General features: G+C 69.2%; 16 protein-coding genes. 7 read left to right on the top strand and 9 right to left on the bottom strand.

Annotated features, from left to right (window positions below):
- The first annotated feature begins 22 nt into the window (after window positions 1-22).
- From LT948_RS25120 to LT948_RS25095, 6 genes are all read left to right on the top strand, one after another.
- Window positions 23-583 carry a carboxymuconolactone decarboxylase family protein gene (locus LT948_RS25120; protein ID WP_003089433.1) on the top strand — a complete coding sequence of 187 codons (561 nt, stop codon included), beginning with the start codon at window positions 23-25 and terminating at the stop codon, window positions 581-583.
- Window positions 584-632: 49 nt separating this feature from the next.
- On the top strand, window positions 633-1,700 hold the full coding sequence (locus LT948_RS25115; protein WP_003117847.1) for an acyl-CoA dehydrogenase family protein: 1,068 nt from the start codon (window positions 633-635) through the stop codon (window positions 1,698-1,700).
- Complete coding sequence (locus LT948_RS25110) at window positions 1,697-2,533, top strand: ABC transporter ATP-binding protein (protein ID WP_003115101.1); 837 nt, start codon at window positions 1,697-1,699, stop codon at window positions 2,531-2,533. The genes LT948_RS25115 and LT948_RS25110 overlap by 4 nt, the downstream gene beginning before the upstream one ends.
- Window positions 2,499-3,698, top strand: coding sequence for an ABC transporter substrate-binding protein (locus LT948_RS25105; RefSeq protein ID WP_003107732.1), 1,200 nt, complete (start codon window positions 2,499-2,501; stop codon window positions 3,696-3,698). The genes LT948_RS25110 and LT948_RS25105 overlap by 35 nt, the downstream gene beginning before the upstream one ends.
- Window positions 3,695-4,459, top strand: coding sequence for an ABC transporter permease (locus LT948_RS25100; protein ID WP_003107734.1), 765 nt, complete (start codon window positions 3,695-3,697; stop codon window positions 4,457-4,459). Before LT948_RS25105 ends, LT948_RS25100 begins: the two co-directional genes overlap by 4 nt.
- 850 nt (window positions 4,460-5,309) lie before the next feature.
- Window positions 5,310-6,719 carry an LLM class flavin-dependent oxidoreductase gene (locus LT948_RS25095; RefSeq protein ID WP_003107490.1) on the top strand — a complete coding sequence of 470 codons (1,410 nt, stop codon included), beginning with the start codon at window positions 5,310-5,312 and terminating at the stop codon, window positions 6,717-6,719.
- A 60-nt stretch (window positions 6,720-6,779) separates the two neighbouring features.
- On the opposite strand, the gene LT948_RS25090 is transcribed toward LT948_RS25095, so the two are convergent.
- The 6 genes from LT948_RS25090 to LT948_RS25065 all read right to left on the bottom strand — a co-directional run bounded on the left by LT948_RS25090 (window position 6,780) and on the right by LT948_RS25065 (window position 13,451).
- Complete coding sequence (locus tag LT948_RS25090; RefSeq protein WP_003111381.1) at window positions 6,780-8,015, bottom strand: SfnB family sulfur acquisition oxidoreductase; 1,236 nt, start codon at window positions 8,013-8,015, stop codon at window positions 6,780-6,782.
- A 30-nt stretch (window positions 8,016-8,045) separates the two neighbouring features.
- Entirely contained in the window at window positions 8,046-9,305 is a 1,260-nt protein-coding gene (locus tag LT948_RS25085) for an acyl-CoA dehydrogenase family protein (RefSeq protein WP_003117845.1), read from the bottom strand.
- A gap of 217 nt (window positions 9,306-9,522) precedes the next feature.
- Window positions 9,523-11,148, bottom strand: a complete 1,626-nt coding sequence (locus LT948_RS25080; RefSeq protein WP_003089420.1) for an NADP-dependent glyceraldehyde-3-phosphate dehydrogenase — start codon at window positions 11,146-11,148, stop codon at window positions 9,523-9,525.
- Window positions 11,149-11,311: 163 nt separating this feature from the next.
- Window positions 11,312-11,455 carry a hypothetical protein gene (locus LT948_RS25075; protein WP_003089416.1) on the bottom strand — a complete coding sequence of 48 codons (144 nt, stop codon included), beginning with the start codon at window positions 11,453-11,455 and terminating at the stop codon, window positions 11,312-11,314.
- A 25-nt stretch (window positions 11,456-11,480) separates the two neighbouring features.
- Complete coding sequence (locus LT948_RS25070) at window positions 11,481-12,833, bottom strand: GntP family permease (RefSeq protein WP_003107128.1); 1,353 nt, start codon at window positions 12,831-12,833, stop codon at window positions 11,481-11,483.
- A gap of 96 nt (window positions 12,834-12,929) precedes the next feature.
- Window positions 12,930-13,451, bottom strand: a complete 522-nt coding sequence (locus tag LT948_RS25065; protein ID WP_015502904.1) for a gluconokinase, GntK/IdnK-type — start codon at window positions 13,449-13,451, stop codon at window positions 12,930-12,932.
- A 194-nt stretch (window positions 13,452-13,645) separates the two neighbouring features.
- Here LT948_RS25065 and gntR point away from each other — a divergent pair, with 194 nt between their 5' ends.
- Window positions 13,646-14,677, top strand: a complete 1,032-nt coding sequence (gene gntR, locus LT948_RS25060; protein ID WP_003111384.1) for a LacI family DNA-binding transcriptional regulator GntR — start codon at window positions 13,646-13,648, stop codon at window positions 14,675-14,677.
- 1,924 nt (window positions 14,678-16,601) lie between these two features.
- Here gntR and LT948_RS25055 read toward each other — a convergent pair.
- From LT948_RS25055 to LT948_RS25045, 3 genes are all read right to left on the bottom strand, one after another.
- A complete protein-coding gene (locus LT948_RS25055; protein ID WP_003089408.1) occupies window positions 16,602-16,967 on the bottom strand; it encodes a cupin domain-containing protein in 366 nt (121 codons plus the stop codon).
- Between the two features lie 32 nt (window positions 16,968-16,999).
- A complete protein-coding gene (locus LT948_RS25050; RefSeq protein ID WP_003089406.1) occupies window positions 17,000-18,298 on the bottom strand; it encodes an NAD(P)/FAD-dependent oxidoreductase in 1,299 nt (432 codons plus the stop codon).
- 103 nt (window positions 18,299-18,401) lie between these two features.
- Window positions 18,402-19,295: a LysR family transcriptional regulator gene (locus LT948_RS25045; RefSeq protein ID WP_003111387.1), complete on the bottom strand. Its 894-nt coding sequence runs from the start codon at window positions 19,293-19,295 to the stop codon at window positions 18,402-18,404.
- Window positions 19,296-19,352 lie beyond the last annotated feature (57 nt).

Below are 19,352 nucleotides of genomic sequence, written 5' to 3'. Positions count from 1 at the left end.
CTCAACCACCGGAGTCGAAAGCATGTCACGCGTTCCCGTGCTCACCCTGGAAAACGCCCCCGAGGCGGCGCGTCCGTTCCTCCAGACCGCGCTGAACAACTCGGGTTATATCCCGAATCTGCTCGGCGTGCTGGCCAATGCGCCGGCCGCCCTGGAAACCTACCTCACCGTGTCCGGGCTGAACGCCAAGGCCAGCCTCGGCCTGCCCGAGCGGGAAGTGGTGCAACTGGTGGCGGCCACCACCCATGGCTGCGACTTCTGCGTTGCCGGGCACACCGCGGTGGCGCGCAACAAGGCGCGCCTGCCGGAGCCGGTGATCGAGGCCCTGCGCGCCCGCGGCGAACTGCCCGATGCCCGCTACGAAGCCCTGGCCGACTTCACCCGCGCGGTGATCGCCAGTCGCGGGGCGGTCACCGACGAACAGTTCGAAGCCTTCCGCGCCGCCGGTTTCGACCAGGCCCAGGCCCTGGAAGTGATCCTCGGGGTGAGCCTGGCGACGCTCTGCAACTTCGCCAACGTGTTCGCCCGCACGCCGCTCAATGCCGAGCTGGAGCAATATCGCTGGACCAACCCGCAGGCCTGAGCCTGCGCTTGCCGGGCGGCATGCCGCGCCGGCGCAAGGAGTGACGACCATGCTTGACCCGACCCTGAGCGACTGGCTCGACCGCCAGGCCGACGCCCTCGACCGCGGCGACGCCGATCCCGCCGCGCTGCTGCCGCGCCTGGCCGCCGCCGGCGTGCTCGGCGTGGCGGTGGAGGAACGCCTCGGCGGCGCCGGCGGCACGCTCGCCGACGCGGTGGAGCGGGTGGCCGCAGTGGCGGCGCGCTCGCTGACCGCGGCGTTCGTCTTCTGGGGCCAGCGCGCCTTCATCGAGTACCTGTTGCAGAGTCCCAACCAGGAACTGCGCCAACGCCTGCTCGGCGACCTGCTGGCCGGCCGCCTGGCCGGCGCCACTGGGCTGTCCAACGCGATGAAGTTCCTTTCCGGGATCGAGGCGCTGCAGGTGGTGGCGCACGCGGAGGAGGCCGGCTGGCGCCTGGACGGTCGCCTGCCGTGGGTGACCAACCTGCGCAGCGGCGATTTCGTGGTGGCGGCGGCGATCGAACACGGGGAGGGCGGCAAGCCCTTCGTCCTGGCGATTCCCGAAGGCCTCGCCGGCTTGCAGCGCTCGGCGGACCTGCGCCTGCTCGGCCTGCAATGCAGCAACACCGCCGCCCTCGATCTGCGCGCGGTGGCGGTCGGGCGCGACTGGCTGTTGCACGACGACGCCCGGCAGTTCCTGCCACGGGTGCGCCCGGCCTTCCTCGGCCTGCAATGCGGCATGGCCATCGGCCTGGCGCGCCGCGCACTGGACGAAGTGCAGCGGCACCTGGGCGGCAGCCGTTCGCTCCTGGATGGCGAGCTGGCGGCACAGCGCGAAACCCTCGACGGACACGTGGCGGCGCTGCACGCCGGACTGGCCAGCGGCGAGTTCGCCAGCCAGCCGGCACGCCTGTTCCGCATCCGCATCGGGCTCGCCGAAGCCGCCGCCAATGCCGTGCAACTGGAGTTGCAGGCCAGCGGCGGCAAGGCCTACCTGAGCGAGCACGGCGCCGGTTTCGCCCGCCGCTGGCGCGAGTCGGCGTTCGTCCCGATCGTTACGCCGAGCCTGGTGCAACTGCGCGCCGAACTGCAACGCCAGGCCGAGGCCAAGGCATGAGCGAGGCGCTCCTCGACGCTCGCGGGATCGCCCTCGGCTATCCGCGCGGTGCCGGCTGGCAGGCGGTGCTCGGCGATTTCGAATTGCGCCTGGGCGCCGGCGAGGTGGTCTCGATCCTCGGTCCCAGCGGCGTCGGCAAGTCCAGCCTGCTGCGCGTGCTGGCCGGCCTGCAGGAGCCGGCCGCCGGCAGCGTGCGGGTACTCGGCGAGCCCCTGCGCGGACCGCATCCGGGCGTCGCGGTGGCGTTCCAGGACCCCAGCCTGCTGCCCTGGCTGAACCTGGAGAAGAACGTCGCCTTCGGCCTCGATTTCGCCCGCCAGCCGCACCTCGACGCGGCCACCCGCCAGGCCCGCGTCGACCAGGCGATCGCCGCGGTCGGCCTGGAGCACGCCCGTGCCCGCTACCCGGCGCAACTCTCCGGCGGCATGGCCCAGCGCACCGCGCTGGCCCGCTGCCTGGCGCGGCAGCCGAAAGTGCTGCTGCTCGACGAACCTTTCGGCGCGCTGGACGAAGTGACCCGCGCCGACATGCAGCAGCTGCTGCTGCGGGCGATCCACGAGCGCGGCACCGCCGTGGTCCTGATCACCCACGATATCGACGAGGCCCTGCTGCTCTCCGAACGCATCCTGCTACTGGGTGACAGCCCGGCGCGGACCCTCGGCGAGTGGCGCATCGACCTGCCGCAGCCACGCGCGGAGCTGGTCGAGGAACTGGGCGCGTTGCGCATCGAGATCCTGAAAACCCTACGGCGGGCGAGCCGCACCCATGCCCATCCCATCGCTCAGCCGGAGGCCTCCCATGTGCCTGGACGACCCGACCCATTCCCGACGTGACATCCTCAAGCTCGCCGCGCTGCTCAGCGCTGCCGGCGCGTTGCCGCTGCTGAGCAGCCTGCAGGCGCGTGCCGCCGCCGAACCCGACGCGCCGGTGCGCATCGGCTACCTGCCGATCACCGACGCCACGCCCTTGCTGGTGGCCCATGCCAACGGCCTGTTCGAGGCCGAGGGCATCCAGGCCGAACGGCCGGTGCTGTTGCGTAGCTGGGCGCAGGTGATCGAGGCGTTCATCTCCGGCCAGGTCAACGTCATCCACCTGCTGTCGCCGATGACCGTCTGGGCCCGCTACGGCAGCAAGGTGCCGGCCAAGGTGGTGGCCTGGAACCACGTCGGCGGCTCGGGGCTCACGGTGGCTCCGGAGATCGCCGACGTGCGCCAGCTCGGCGGCAAGAGCGTGGCGATCCCGTTCTGGTACTCGATCCACAACGTGGTGTTGCAGCAACTGCTGCGCGACAACGGCCTGCGCGCGGTGAGCCGTGCGGTGGGCGCGGCGCTGGCCGCCGACGAGGTCAACCTGGTGGTGCTGCCGCCTTCGGACATGCCACCGGCGCTGGCCAGCAAGCGCATCCACGGCTACATCGTCGCCGAGCCGTTCAACGCCCTGGCGGAGAACCTCAAGGTCGGCCGGGTACAGCGCTTCACCGGCGATGTCTGGCGCAACCACGCCTGCTGCGTGGTGTTCATGCACGAACACGACCTGGAGCGGCGGCCGCAGTGGTCGCAAAAGGTGGTCAACGCCATCGTCAAGGCCCAGCTATGGACTCGCGAGCACCGCGCCGAGGCCGCACAGTTGCTGTCCAAGGCCGGAGCCAACCGCTACACGCCGCACGCACCGGAGGTCCTCGGCCGGGTGCTGGCGCCGGGCGCCGAGGAGCAGCAGGCCTATCTCGCCAGCGGCGCGATCCGCCACGCCGACTGGCAGGAGCGGCGCATCGACTTCCAGCCCTATCCCTATCCGAGCTATACCGAGGAACTGGTGCGGCGGCTGAAGGACACCCTGATCGAAGGCAATAATGCCTTCCTCGCCAGCCTCGATCCGCGCCAGGTGGCCAGTGACCTGGTGGACGACCGCTTCGTCCGCCAGGCCCTGGCAGAGGTCGGCGGGCTGCAGGCGTTCGGCCTCGCCGAGGGCTTCCAGCGCAGCGAGGAGATCAGCCCGTGAGGCAGACGCTGCGCCAGGGCGCGCTAGGCGTCGCCGGGCTGTTGACGCTGTTCGCCCTGTGGTGGCTCGGCGTGGCCCTGTTCGGCGCCGCCGACGGCCTTTCGGCACGCTTCTCGCCGCAGGCGACGTTGCTCAGCCTGGGTGAACTGCTGGAACGCCGCGAACTCTACGAGCACGTGCTGGTGAGCCTGAAACGGGTCCTGCTGGGCTTGTTCCTGGCGCTGCTGGTGGGAGTGCCGCTGGGGCTGCTGGTGGGCGCCTCGCGCAACCTGGAAGCGGCGACCACTCCGGCGTTCCAGTTCCTGCGGATGATCTCGCCGCTGTCGTGGATGCCCATCGCGGTGATGCTGATGGGCGTGGGCGACCAGCCGATCTATTTCCTGCTGGCCTTCGCCGCGCTCTGGCCGATCCTGCTGAATACCGCCGCCGGCGTGCGCCAGCTCGACCCGCGCTGGCTGCAACTGAGCCGTAGCCTCGCCGCCACGCCCTGGGAAACCCTGCGCCGGGTGATCCTGCCGGGCATCCTCGGCCATGTGCTGACCGGCGTGCGCCTGGCCATCGGCATCCTCTGGATCGTCCTGGTGCCTTGCGAGATGCTCGGCGTCAGCGCCGGGCTCGGCTACTACATCCTCGACACCCGCGACCGCCTGGCGTACTCCGAGCTGATGGCGATGGTGCTGCTGATCGGCCTGCTCGGCTACCTGCTCGACGCGGCGGCGCGCGGACTCTACCGGCGCTGGGCGCACGGGGCGCTCGGGTAGGACGAGGTACCGGTGCGCTGGCGGATAGCGCCGGGGCGCTATTCGCCCTACGGGTCAATGGGGCGCTCGGGTAGGGCGAATAGCCGCTCGCGGCTATCCGCCGGACGGGGTTCCGGTGCGCTGGCGGATAGCGCCGGGGCGCTATTCGCCCTACGGGGTAATGGGGCGCTCGGGTAGGGCGAATAGCCGCTTGCGGCTATCCGCCGGACGGGGTACCGGTGCGCTGGCGGATAGCGCCGGGGCGCTATTCGCCCTACGGGTCAATGGGGCGCTCGGGTCGGGCGAATAGCCGCTCGCGGCTCTCCGCCGGACGGGGTTCCGGTGAGCGGGCGGATAGCGCCGGGGCGCTATTCGCCCTACGGGGCCCTGGGGCGCTCGGGTAGGGCGAATAGCCGCGCGCGGCTATCCGCCGGACGGGGGTCCGGTGCGCTGGCGGATAGCGCCGGGGCGCTATTCGCCCTACGGGTCAATGGGGCGCTCGGGTAGGGCGAATAGCCGCTCGCGGCTATCCGCCGGACGGGGTTCCGGTGCGCTGGCGGATAGCGCCGGGGCGCTATTCGCCCTACGGGTCAATGGGGCGCTCGGGTAGGGCGAATAGCCGCTCGCGGCTCTCCGCCGGACGGGGTTCCGGTGCGCTGGCGGATAGCGCCGGGGCGCTATTCGCCCTACGGGGTTCGGGGCTCGGGGCTCGGGTGGGGCGGGCGAATGTGTTGATCCACCAACACTTGCCCAGCAGTTGCGCCCGCACAGTGACAGGGGCTTGCCACCCAGGCCTTGTCCGGCGCGGCCCCGCGGCCCGGCACGGGCTGTGCACGGGGTGCCGGATGCACAGGCAAGCCAAGGAGTCCCCATGCCGCGCGAAATCCGTCTCAACGCCTTCGAAATGAACTGTGTCGGCCACCAGTCGCCCGGCCTCTGGGCGCATCCGCGCGACCGCTCCTCGCAGTACAAGGACCTGGAGTACTGGACCGACCTGGCGCGGTTGCTCGAACGCGGCCGTTTCGACGGACTGTTCATCGCCGACGTGCTGGGCATCTACGATGTGCTCGACGGCAATGGCGACGCGGCGATCCGCCAGGCCGCCCAGGTACCGGTGAACGACCCGCTGGCGCTGATCACGCCGATGGCCGCGGTGACTCGCCACCTGGGCTTCGGCCTGACCGCCTCGCTGTCCTTCGAGCATCCCTATCCCTTCGCCCGCCGACTCTCGACCCTGGACCACCTGACCAAGGGCCGGATCGGCTGGAACGTAGTGACCTCCTACCTGGAAAGCGGCGCGCGCAACCTCGGCCAGCAGGCCCAGCTCGACCACGACCGCCGCTACGACTATGCCGACGAATACCTCCAGGTGCTCTACAAGCTCTTCGAAGGCAGTTGGGAGGACGGCGCGGTGCTCCGCGACCGTCGCCGAAGGATCTTCAGCGACCCGGGCAAGATTCACGAGATCCGCCATGTCGGCGAGCACTTCCAGGTACCCGGCATCCATCTCTGCGAACCGTCGCCGCAGCGCACGCCGGTGCTCTACCAGGCCGGCGCGTCGAGTCGTGGCAAGCGCTTCGCCGCCGAGCACGCCGAGTGCGTGTTCGTCGCCGCGCCATCGAAGACCGTGCTCAAGCAGGCGGTCGCCGACATCCGCCAGCGCGTCGCCGAGGCCGGCCGCGATCCGCGCAAGGTACTGGTGTTCAACCTGCAGACGGTGGTGCTGGGCGAAACCGACGCCAAGGCCAGGGCCAAGTTCGACGAATACCGCGCCTTCGTCAGCTACGAAGGGGCCCTGGCGCTGATCTCCGGCTGGACCGGGATCGACTTCGGCCAGTATCGGCCGGATCAGGTGCTGCGGCACATCCACACCAATGCGATCCAATCGGCGGTGGAAGCGTTTTCCAGCGCCGATCCGACGCGCACCTGGACGGTCCGCGAGCTGGCCGACTGGGTCGGTATCGGCGGCTTCGGCCCGCTGTTCGTCGGCAGCCCGGCGACCGTCGCCGACCTGTTGCAGGAGTGGGTGGAGGACACCGACGTGGATGGCTTCAACTTGGCCTATGCGCTGGCCCACGAAACCTTCAGCGACGTGGTCGAATTGCTGGTGCCGGAGTTGCAGAAGCGCGGGGTGTACAAGACCGAATACGCGCCGGGAACCCTGCGCGAGAAGTTGTTCGGCGACGGCCCGCGGCTGCCGGATTCCCATCCGGCGGCCGGCTATCGCGACCTGCGGGCGCTCTGGGAGAAGGAGGCCGGGCGCAACGCGCTGCCGGCCTGACCTGGGCGGACGGCGGATGACGCCGGTGGCGCTATCCGCCCCCAAGGCCCGGGACGGCCCCTAGAGCCAGGCGTGCCGCGGTGGCTTCACCCCATTCAACTGGTAGTTGCCGATGGCATGGTATTTCCAGCGCACCGGGTCATGCAGGGTGTGGGTGCGGGCGTTGCGCCAGTGACGGTCGAGATTGAGTTCCTCCAGGGTCGAGCGCGTGCCGGCCAGTTCGAACAGCCGGTTGGCGGCGAGCAGGGCGGCTTCGGTGGTGAGCACCTTGGCCTCGGCCACGGCGATCGAGGCGGCGGCCACGCTCTCCTCGTCGGGGGCGGCGAGCGCCGCTTCGATGGCGTCGGCCGCCAGGTCGAGCACGGCTTCCGCGGCGCGCACGCGGATGCGCAGGTCGCCGACCTGCTGGATGGTGTAGGGGTCTTCCCAGGCATGCTGCTGGTTGGCGTCTATCCATGGCCGCGCGTGGCGGCGCACCTGCTGCACGGTCTCGGCGAGGATGCCACGGGCGATGCCGGCGTCGATGGCGGCCTGGATGAACTGCGATACGGCGCCGGCGGCGGTGGGGCGGTCGAAGGCGCGGTGCACCGGGATGACGTGCTCGGCCGGCACCCGCACGTTGTCCAGGATGACGGTGCCGCTGGCGGTGGTGCGCTGGCCGAAGCCGGACCAGTCGTCGATCACCGTCAGCCCCGGCGCGTCGCGCGGGATGAACGCCAGGTGCGCGCGCTGCTCGGCGTCGAGGCCGACGGCCGGTACCCAGTGGGCGAGCAGGGCGCCGCTCGAATAGAACTTGCGGCCGTCGATGCGGAACCCGTCGCCATCCGCCAGCACTCGTGTCTGGAATTCGGCGACGGTACGGCTGTGGCGTTCGGAGAAGGCGTTGCCGAAGCGCACGCCGTCTAGCACCAGGCCGTAGAAGAAGCGTTTCTGCTCCTCGCTGCCGTCCAGGCGCAAATGGTCGAGCACCGCCAGGTGGTTCTGCGGCAACTGCGCCAGGGACGGGTCTACCGCGGCGATGGTCTTCAGTACTTCGGCCAGGGTCCGGTAGCCGACCTCGGCGCCGCCGTAGGCGCGCGGTACGCTGATGCCCCATAGGCCGCTCTGCGAGAAGGCTTCCAGTTCGGCCACCGGCAGCCGGCGCTGGCGGTCGCGCAGCGAGGCTTCCTCGGCGAACAGCCCGGCCAGTTCGCGGGCGACGCGGATCGCCTCGGCGTCGTCGGTGATGCGCCGGGCCGGGGTCCGTGGCAGCGGTTGCCGATAGGGATCGGCGGCGTTCTTTTCCAGTGCGCTCATGGCAACTCCTTGCGATGGGATGGGCGAGGTTCAGCGGGACGCCGTGGCCGGACCGCTGCCGATCTGCCAGACGTAGGGCGGCTCGCTGCCGTTGATCTCCCAGTCGCCGACGATCCGTTGCTTGTAGATCAGGGGATTGTGCGAGGCGGCGGTGCGCGCATTGCGCCAGTGGCGGTCGAGCTGCTTGCCGCGGCCGACGGCGGAAGCGCCGCTGGCGTCGAACAGCTCGCTGGTGGCCTGCAACACCAGTTCGGCGACGATCGCCTGGGCCTTGGCCGATTCGATCTCGGCGGCGATATTGGCCTCCTTCTCCGCCTGCGGGTCGCCTACGAAGCGCGCCAGGTAGGCGCGCTGGGCCGCTTCGGCGGCGCGCAGGGTGGCCGCCTCGGCGGCGTAGACGCGCGCGGCGATGCGCCCGACCACCTGCTGCACCTGGGGATCCTGGCTGACTCGCGGGGCATTGCCGTGGCTGTAGATACGGGTCCGCCCGCGCACCTCGGCGGCGACGTCGCGCAAGGCGGCGCGGCCGGTGCCGGCCAGCACCGCGAGCAGGACCAACTGGTAGAACGCGGTCTGGTACTTGAAGCGGCTGGCGAAGTCGATGAGGTTCTCTTCCTCCACCTCGGCGTCCTCGAACAGCGACGTGCCGCTGCCGGTGGTGCGCTGGCCGAAGCCGTCCCAGTCGTCGCTCTGGCGCACGCCGGGCTGGTCGGTGCGGATCGCCGCGATCACGTCGGCGCCGGTGTCGTCGCGCTGGGCATACAGATCGATCCAGTCGGAGAAGAGGCTGCCGGTGCTGTAGTACTTGCTGCCGTTCACCACCCAGCGACCGTCGTCCTTGCGCGAGACGCGGGTGAGCACTTCGCCCAGCCGTACCGAACCGACCTCGGTCCAGGCGCAGCCGACCAGGTCGCCCTCGACGAAGCGCCGCAGCCAACGGTCGCGGCCAGGGCCGGGCTCGGCATTGAGACGGTCCTCGACGAAGGCGAAGTGGCCGCGCAGGGCCTGGGTGATGTTGGAGTCGGCCTCGGCCAGTTCGATCAGCAACTGAACCAACTGCGGCAGCGAGGCGCCGGCGCCGCCGTGCTCGCGCGGCACGCGCACGGCGCCGAAGCCGGCCTGCTTGAGCCAGGCGATCGCCTCGTGGGGCAGTTCGCGTTGCCGTTCGCGCTCGACGGCGCCTTCGGCGATGCGCGCGAAGATCGGTCGGAAACGCTGGGCGAGCAGTTCGTAGTCGGCGCCTTCGGAGAGACTGGCGGCGGTGGCTTCGGGATGGACGCGGGCGTTCATGCGGACTCCTGGTAGGCAGCGGGGCCGTCCGGTCGACGGCTACCCTGGAGTCCGGGCTGTTGCACAGCCTGTGCCGACCCGCGCAGGCCACTGGTTGCGCGGGTTCGCGCGAGCAGGAGGTGTTGCCGGGGCGGCAGCCTGTTGCGCGGCTGCTGCCTGGCGGACAGTGGGGGAGGTGGCGGCAGGTCCCTCTCCCGGCGGGAGAGGGACAGGCGCTTCAGAAGATGTAGTCGGTGGTGAGGAAGTTCGACGCGCGGTTGCGGATGATCTCGCTGACCAGGGTCTTGTTCGCCTCGGTGTCGCGGGTCGCCACCAGGGTGCGGATGGAGAACACCCGCAGCGCGTCATGGACCGACAGGGTGCCTTCCGCCGAATTCTTCCGGCCGTTGAACGGGTAGCTGTCCGGGCCGCGCTGGCACTGGGCGTTGACGTTGATCCGGCCGACCTGGTTGGCGAAGGCGTCGACCAGCCGGCCGATCTGCGCCGGGTCGTTGCCGAACAGGCTCAACTGCTGGCCGTAGTCGGAGCGCAGGACGTAGTCGATCACCTCGTCCAGCTCGCGATAGGGCACCACCGGCACCAGCGGACCGAACTGCTCCTCGTGGTAGAGGCGCATGTCCGGGCTCACCGGACTCAGCAGGGCGGGGTAGAAGAAGCTCTGTCGATGCTCGCCGCCGCCCGCATTGACCACTCGTGCGCCCTTGGCCAGGGCGTCGTTCAGCAGGCCTTCGAGGTAGTCGACCTTGCCCGGCTCCGGCAGCGGTGTCAGCGCCACTCCCGGTTCCCACGGCATGCCCGGCTTGAGGCTGGCCAGGCGCGCGCTGAACTTGTCGAGGAACGGTTGCAGCACGCTTTCGTGGACGAACAGGATCTTCAGCGCGGTGCAGCGCTGGCCGTTGAAGGACAGCGCGCCGGTGACCGCCTCGTTCACCGCGTTGTCCAGGTCGACCTGCGGCAGGACGATGCCCGGGTTCTTCGCGTCCAGGCCGAGGGCGGCGCGCAGGCGGTGCGGGCGGGGGTGCAGCTTCTTCAGGTCGCTGGCGCCGGAATGGGTGCCGATGAAGGCGAACACGTCGACCTTGCCGCTGGCCATCAGCGCCGACACGGTTTCCCGGCCGCGTCCGTAGATGACGTTGATCACTCCCGGCGGGAAGCTGTCGCGGAAGGCTTCCAGCAGCGGGCGGATCAGCAGCACGCCGAACTTGGCCGGCTTGAACACCACCGTATTGCCCATGATCAGCGCCGGGATCAGGGTGGTGAAGGTTTCGTTCAGCGGGTAGTTGTACGGCCCCATGCACAGCGCCACGCCCAGCGGCACCCGGCGGATCTGGCCGAGGGTGCCCTGTTCCAGTTCGAAACGGCTGGAGCGGCGGTCGAGTTCCTTCAGCGCTTCGATGGTATCGACGATGTAGTCGCAGGTGCGGTCGAACTCTTTCTCGGAGTCCTTGAGGTTCTTGCCGATTTCCCACATCAGCAGCTTGACCACCGCCTCGCGTTGCTCGCGCATCCGCGCCAGGAAGCGTTCGACGTGCTGGATGCGCTCGGCCACCCGCAGGTTCGGCCACAGGCCCTGGCCGTGGTCGTAGGCCCGCACCGCGGCGTCGAGCGCGGCGAGCGCCGCGTCGGCGTCGAGCAGCGGGGTGCTGCCGAGGATCACCTGGCGCTCGCCGTCGGCCTCGGCGAGGAATACCGGGCTGCGTACCGGCGCCAGCGGGCCGTCCCAATGTCGCAGTTGGCCGTCGACCAGGTAGTCGCGCTGCTCGATGGGGGCGTCGGGGCGGTACTGCTCGGGAATGGCGTCGAGGCTGGGAAACAGCGAATCGAGGTGGAGCGGGGCGGTCATGGCGGGTCCTCGAATGACGTGGATGAAAGGCGTGGGACTGTTGTAGCGCGGTCCGGGGCGAAGGTAAATCGTTTCAGCAGGAAAACCGTCGCGCCCTTGCCGGAAGTCAGCCTTTGCTCCCGCTTCGTGGGGGGCGGGAGCAAAGGCATGACGCCGGCTGGCTTCAGGCGTCGGCGGTAGGCTCTTCGCGGGGCCGCGCCGGCGGTGGCTCAAGCAGTTCCTGCTGCTCGGCATAGCGCTGGCGGATATCGAAGTCGCGCGGCCAGCGCGAGGCTTCGTGGTCGGGGCGTTGCATCGGTTCGGTCATGGCTGGACTCCGGTCGGGCTGGTGCTCAGAGCACCAGCGACAGCAACAGGATGAAGACCAGGCCGACCACGGAGAGGATGGTCTCCATCGCGGTCCAGGTCTTGAAGGTCTCGCTGACGCTCATGTTGAAGTACTGCTTGACCAGCCAGAACCCGGCGTCGTTGACATGGGAGAGGATCAGCGAGCCGGCGCCGGTGGCGAGTACCAGCAACTCGCGGTTGACGCCGGGAATCAGGTCGATCACCGGCACCACGATGCCGGCCCCGGTGATGGTGGCGACGGTGGCCGAGCCGGTGGCGATGCGGATCACCGCGGCCACCAGCCAGGCCAGCAGGATCGGCGAGATCTGCGCGTTCACCGCGAGATGGCCGATGACGTCGCCGACCCCGCTGGCCACCAGCATCTGCTTGAAGCCGCCGCCGGCGCCGATGATCATCACGATGGCGGCGGTCGGTGCCAGGCTCTGGTCGAGCAGCCTGAGGATCTTCTTCGAGTCGAAGCCACGGGCGTAGCCGAAGGTATAGAGCGCCACCAGCAGGGCCAGGAGCAGGGCGCTGATCGGATGGCCGATCATGTCCATCCAGGCGCGGAACGCGTGGCCATCGGGGAAGGCGACGTCGGCGAAGGTCTTCAGCAGCATCAGGAACACCGGCAGCAGCACGGTCGCCAGGGTCACGCCGAAGCTGGGCAGGTCCTGGGTCTCGGGCTCGTGGGCGATCTGCTCCACCAGTTCCGCCGATGGCGTGCCGGGGATGTAGCGCGAGACCAGCGCGCCGAACAGTGGGCCGGCGATGGCGGCGGTGGGCAGGGCGACGATCAGGCCGTAGAGGATGGTCTTGCCGATGTCGGCGCCGAACACGCCGATCGCCAGCAGCGGGCCGGGGTGCGGCGGCACCAGACCGTGCACCGCGGAAAGGCCGGCGAGCAACGGGATGCCGATCTTGATCAGGGACACGCCGCTGCGCCGGGCGACGATGAACACCAGCGGGATCAGCAGGATGAAGCCGATCTCGAAGAACAGCGGGATGCCCACCAGGAACGCGGCGAGCATCATCGACCAGTGCACCCGCTCCTTGCCGAAGGCGCGGATCAGGGTGCGGGCGATCTGGTCGGCGCCGCCGGAATCGGCCATCAGCTTGCCGAGCATGGTGCCCAGGGCGAGGATCACGCCGACGAAGCCGAGCACGCCGCCGAAGCCGTCCTGGAAGGATTTGACGATCTTCTCCACCGGCATCCCCGAGGTCAGGCCGAGGAAGCCGGCGGCGATGATCAGGGCGATGAAGGGATGCACCTTGAAGCGGGTGATCAGCACGATCAGGCCGATGATGGTCACCAGGGCGTCGAGGAGCAGGTAGGCATCGTGTGACATGCCGAACATGGAGGGCTCTCCTTTTGTCGTTGTTCTACCGGAGTTGCTGTTTCATTGAAGCGCCTTTTCGGGGTAGCGCTATCTTTGTCGGACAAGCGAAAGACTTCAGGCGGCGGCGTGCTCCAGCCACCAGGCGTGGGTGGCCTGCGCCAGGCATTCCACCGGCAGGGTGGCGTCCAGGCGCAGGGTCAGGGGTTCGTCGAGCGGCGGCTCGAGGGCGGCGAACTGGCTGTCGATCAGGGTCGCCGGCATGAAGTGGCCGGGGCGCTGGGCGACGCGCTCGGCGGCGACCGCCGGGGTCAGTTCCAGGTAGACGATGCCGAGGCCGGGCACCGCGCGGCGCAACCGGTCGCGGTAGGCGCGCTTGAGGGCGGAACAGGTCAGTACCGGCAGCTTGCCGGTGGCCACCGCCTGGCGCAGCTGCTCGGCGAGGGTGTCCAGCCAGCCGGCGCGGTCGTCGTCGGTGAGGGGGATGCCGGCGCTCATCTTGCGGATGTTGGCGGCGGGATGGAAGCTGTCGCCTTCGATGCCGTGGGCGCCGCTGCGCTGGCAGAGGGCCTGGCTGACGCTGGACTTGCCGCAACCGGCGACACCCATGATGACCAGGGCTTGGAGGGGTGGATGCATGGAACACCTCAAGCGTGAGACAGCGCTGTCTTTGCGACCTGGAAAAAATCGCGCGAGCCTGGCTCCGCCTTCTTGTCGTTGTGGTCTGTCGAATCCCGCGCGGGCAGTGGCGGACAGGCCGCCTCAGGCGATTGCCCAGGTCGCGAGACAGCGCTACCTTAGTGCCTGGAATTTTGTTTGGCAAGCAGGCCACGATGAGCATCACCAAGAACGACAAGAACACGCGAACCACCGGACGTCCCACCCTCAACGAAGTCGCGCGCCGCGCCGGGGTCAGCCCGATCACCGCGTCGCGCGCGTTGCGCGGCGTCGCCAGCGTCGCCGAAGAACTGGCGCAGAAGGTCCGCGACGCCGCCCGCGAACTCGGCTACGTGGCCAACCCCGCGGCGCGCGCGCTGGCCTCGGCGCAAAGCCACAGCGTGGCGGTGCTGGTGCCGTCGCTGGCCAACCTGCTGTTCATCGAGACCCTCGAGGCGATCCACGCGGTACTGCGGCCGCAGGGCCTGGAGGTGCTGATCGGCAACTTCCACTACTCGCGCAACGAGGAAGAGGACCTGATCCGCAACTACCTGGCCTACCAGCCGCGCGGCCTGCTGCTGACCGGCTTCGAGCGCACCGAGAGCGCCCGGCGGATGATCGAGGCCAGTGGCATTCCCTGCGTGTACATGATGGACCTGGACTCCGGCGCCGGGCTCAATTGCGTCGGCTTCTCCCAGTTGCGCGCCGGCGAGGCCGCTGCCGAGCACCTGCTGGCACGCGGCCGCAGGCGCCTGGCCTACATCGGCGCCCAGCTCGACCAGCGCACCCTGCTGCGCGGCGAGGGGTTCCGCCGCGCCTTGCAAAAAGCCGGCTGCTACGACCCGGGGCTGGAAATCCTTACGCCGCGGCCGTCCTCGGTGGCCCTCGGCGGCGAACTCTTCGTGCAGTTGCTGGCCAGCCAGCCGCAGGTCGACGGGGTGTTCTTCTGCAACGACGACCTGGCCCAGGGCGCGCTGTTGGAGGCCCTGCGCCGTGGGGTCAAGGTGCCGGAGCAGATCGCCGTGCTCGGTTTCAACGACCTGCCGGGTTCGGACTGCACGGTCCCGCGCCTGAGCAGCATCCGCACCCCGCGCGAAGCCATCGGCCGGCGCGCGGCGGAGCAGTTGCTGGCGCTGATCGCCGGCAAGGAGGTGCGCGATAGCGCGCTGGACATGGGGTTCGAGCTGATGGCGCGGGAGAGCACCTGAACCCGCGGCCCGACGGTGCGGCCGTTCAGGGACATGTCGAGGGTTGGGCAGCGCCGCCGGGCGTAACGGCTTGCCGAGTAGGGCGAATAGCGCCGCAGGCGCTATCCGCCGTTACGCCGGGTTTCACGGCGGATAACCGCGAGCGGTTATTCGCCCTACGGGGGCGTGTCGAGGGCTGGCAGCGCCTCCGGGCGGAACGGCTTGCCGAGTAGGGCGAATAGCGCCGCGGGCGCTATGCGCCGTTACGCGGGGTTTCACGGCGGATAACCGCGAGCGGTTATTCGCCCTACGGGGACATGTCGAGGGTTGGGCAGCGTCGCCGGGCGTAACGGCTTGCCGGTAGGGCGAATAGCGCCGCAGGCGCTATCCGCCGTTACGCCGGATTTCACGGCGGATAACCGCGAGCGGTTATTCGCCCTACGGGGACATGTCGAGGGTTGGGCAGCGTCGCCGGGCGTAACGGCTTGCCGGTAGGGCGAATAGCGCCGCAGGCGCTATCCGCCGTTACGCCGGATTTCACGGCGGATAACCGCGAGCGGTTATTCGCCCTACGGGGACATGTCGAGGGTTGGGCAGCGTCGCCGGGCGTAACGGCTTGCCGGTAGGGCGAATAGCGCCGCAGGCGCTATCCGCCGTTACGCCGGATTTCACGGCGGATAACCGCGAGCGGTTATTCGCCCTACGGGGACATGTCGAGGGTTGGGCAGCGTCGCCGGGCGTAACGGCTTGCCGGTAGGGCGAATAGCGCCGCAGGCGCTATCCGCCGTTACGCCGGATTTCACGGCGGATAACCGCGAGCGGTTATTCGCCCTACGGGGACATGTCGAGGGCTGGGCAGCGTCGCCGGGCGGAACGGCTTGCCGAGTAGGGCGAATAGCGCCGCGGGCGCTATCCGCCGTTACGCCGGGTTTCACGGCGGATAACCGCGAGCGGTTATTCGCCCTACGGGGGCGTGTCGAGGGCTGGCAGCGCCTCCGGGCGGAACGGCTTGCCGAGTAGGGCGAATAGCGCCGTAGGCGCTATGCGCCGTTACGCGGGGTTTCACGGCGGATAACCGCGAGCGGTTATTCGCCCTACGGGGACATGTCGAGGGATGGGCAGCGTCGCCGGGCGTAACGGCGTGCCGGTAGGGCGAATAGCGCCGCAGGCGCTATCCGCCGTTACGCCGGATGTCACGGCGGATAACCGCGAGCGGGTATTCGCCCTACGGGGACATGTCGAGGGATGGGCAGCGTCGCCGGGCGTAACGGCGTGCCGGTAGGGCGAATAGCGCCGCAGGCGCTATCCGCCGTTACGCCGGATTGCACGGCGGATAACCGCGAGCGGTTATTCGCCCTACGGGGACATGTCGAGGGTTGGGCAGCGTCGCCGGGCGTAACGGCTTGCCGGTAGGGCGAATAGCGCCGCAGGCGCTATCCGCCGTTACGCCGGGTTACACGGCGGCTACCCGCGAGCGGTTATTCGCCCGACGGGGACCTGTCGAGGGTTGGGCAGCGACGCCGGGCGTAACGGCGTGCCGGTAGGGCGAATAGCGCCGCAGGCGCTAGCCGCCGTTACGCCGGGTTACACGGCGGCTACCCGCGAGCGGTTATTCGCCCGACGGGGACCTGTCGAGGGTTGGGCAGCGACGCCGGGCGTAACGGCGTGCCGGTAGGGCGAATAGCGCCGCAGGCGCTAGCCGCCGTTACGCCGGGTTTCCCGGCGGATAACCGCGAGCGGTTATTCGCCCTACGGGGACATGTCGAGGGTTGGGCAGCGTCGCCGGGCGTAACGGCTTGCCGGTAGGGCGAATAGCGCCGCAGGCGCTATCCGCCGTTACGCCGGATTTCACGGCGGATAACCGCGAGCGGTTATTCGCCCTACGGGGGCGTGTCGAGGGCTGGCAGCGCCTCCGGGCGTAATGGCTCGCCGTTACGCCGGTGTCTCAAGCCACCGCGTAGTAATGCTTGACGAAGCCGCCGTCGGCAACCTCCCAGAGCACCGGGGTGCCCTTGCTGACGAACCAGCTGTCGCCGGCCTTGTAGAGCGTGCTCTGGCCGGTGGACTCGTCGGTGAGGCGGACCTCGCCGCTGACCACCGTGGCCTGTTCGCTGAACGGATAGGTCATGCGGAACTTGCCGGCGGTGGTGCCGAAGTAGGCGGCGCTGACCGGGTCGGTGGGGGCTCCGGCGGTCATCTTGCCGAAGGCTTTCACCTCGCCTTCGAGGATCTCCGAGCCGAGGTCGGCGACGCTGCCCCAGGCGTCCAGTTCGTCGAGGGTGATGCCGTGGCGGATAACGGTAATGGCCATGGGAATGCTCCTTGTAGAGTGATCGGTAGGTTTCAGCGCCGGCCGTTCCAGTAGCCGGAGAGCTGGTGCCAGGTCTTGCCCGCGCTGAGCAGCAGCGGGCGGAAGTGGTCCTTGCCGTGGATCGGGATGCGGCGTACCGAGCTGAGCAGGTCGTAGCGCGCCGAGCCTTCGCTCATGCCTTCGGCGAGGACCTTGCAGACGATGTGGCTGGGGGTCACGCCGAACCCGGAATAACCCTGGACGAAGAACGCGTTGGGCCGCCCCGAGAGGCTGCCGATCTGCGGGAACAGGTTGGCGCTGCAAGCCATCGGCCCACCCCAGGCGAGGTCGATGCGGACGTGCTCCAGGTAGGGGAAGATCTTCAGCATCAGCTTGCGGTTCCAGGCCTTGAGGTCGCCGGGTATGCGTTCGACGAAGGGCGTGGCGGCGCCGAACAGCAGGCGGTTCTCGTTGGTCACCCGGTAGTAGTCGATGACCGGGCGGATGTCGCTGTAGGCGCCGCGGATCGGGCTGATCCGCTGGATCAGTTCGTCCGGCAGCGGCTCGGTCATCATCTGGAACGCGTAGGTATTGATGGTGGTGCGGTGCAGCTCGGGCTCGAGCCGGTTGAGGAAGCTGTCGCAGGCCCAGAGCAGCTTGTTCGCGGTGACCGAGCCCTTGGCCGTGCGCACGCGGATGCGCTCGCCGTATTGCACCTCCAGCGCCGGGCTGTATTCGAATATCCGTGCGCCGAGGCCGGCCAGCGCCTTGGCTTCGCCGAGCAGCAGGTTGAGCGAGTGCACATGGCCGCCGCCCATGTGCAGCAGGGCGCTGCCGTAGGCGTCCGAGCCGATGATCTGGCGCACCTCGGCACCGTGCAGGTAACGGATCTCATGGGGCGAGCCGAGCGACCGGAACTCCTTTTCCCAGGCCTGCAGGGTCTTCGCCTGGCGCGCGTTGAAGCCCATGTAGCCGTAGCCGTGGCAGAAGTCGGCGTCGATGGCGTACTTCTCGATACGGCCCTTGATGATGTCGGCGCCGAGGTCGCTGATCTCGAAGATCGCCCGCAGGCCGTCCTCGCCGACGTCCTTGCGGATCTTCTCCAGGTCGTGGCCGATGCCGGCCATGATCTGCCCGCCGTTGCGCCCGGTACCGCCGAAGCCGAGGTGGCGGGCCTCCAGCACGACGATGTCGGTGATGCCGTGCTCGGCCAGTTCCAGCGCGGTGTTGATGCCGGAGAAGCCGCCGCCGATCACCACCACGTCGGCGTCCAGGTCGGTTTCCAGGGAGGGGAAGGACAGCTCGTACTTCTTGGTCGCCGTGTAGTAGGTCGGCGTCTCGATGTTGATCATGGATGCGGCCTGGCAAGGGGTGGATGTACCTATTAGACGCTCCGTGGCCGCCGCGGTCTTGTTCCTGTCTGCCGCCGGCTTGACCGGCCCTGCCAGGCGCGCTTCAGCCCAGCGTGGCGATCACCCGTGGCGCGACGAAGTCGATGAAGGCGCGCAGCTTGGGCGAGACCTGGCGGCCGGACGGCCAGAGCAGGAAGAACCGCGCGCGGCGCTCGCAGAAGGCGTCGAGGACGCTGACCAGGCGTCCTTCGCGCAGCGCCTCGCGGATCGAGAAGTCCGGCAGGCAGGCGATGCCCTGGTCGCGCAGGGCGAAGCAGACGCGGGTCTCGATGTTGTTGCAGACCATCGACACCGGAATCTGCGGCGGGGCTTCGCCGTCCGCGCGGCGCAGCGGCCATTCCTCGAGGCGGCCGGTGTTGGAGAAGCGGTAGTGCAGGCAGGTGTGCCGCAGCAGGTCTTCCGGGCAGCGTGGCGTGCCGTGGCGGGCGAAGTAGGTCGGCGAGCCGACCAGCTTCAACTGGAACTCGCCCAGTTCGCGCATGGACAGCCGCGAATCCACCGGCTGGCCGGTGCGCAGGACCACGTCGAAGCCTTCGTCGACGACATCCACCACGCGATCGCTGAAGTCGAGGTCTAGCTCGATGTCCGGATAGGCCTGCATGAAATCGGCGAGCGCCGGCAGGACCAGCCCGCTGACCAGCGGCAGGCTGACCCGCAGGCGCCCGCGCGGGGTCTCGCGGCTTTGCGACAGCTCCAGCTCGGTGGCTTCGATCTCGGCCAGGATGCGCCGGCTGCGCTCGAGGAACAGGCTGCCTTCGGCGGTCAGGGTGATGCTGCGGGTGCTGCGGTGGAACAGGCGCACGCCGAGCTTCTCTTCCAGGCGGGCGACCCGCTTGCCCACCGCCGAGGCGCTGACGCCGAGGGTCCGAGCGGCGCCGACGATGCTGCGGGTCTCGGCGACGCGGACGAAGACGGTGAAACCGCTGAGGCTGTCCATGCAAGGCTCCGATTACGGACATGAAGGTCCGGATAGAGCGGAACTCTATCCGTCTTT

This window comes from Pseudomonas sp. CP-1 (genome assembly GCF_021213715.1).
Taxonomy (GTDB): domain Bacteria; phylum Pseudomonadota; class Gammaproteobacteria; order Pseudomonadales; family Pseudomonadaceae; genus Pseudomonas; species Pseudomonas aeruginosa.
The sequence above is the reverse complement of the archived record's forward strand: the minus strand, read 5'-3'. Positions and strand labels throughout refer to the sequence as shown.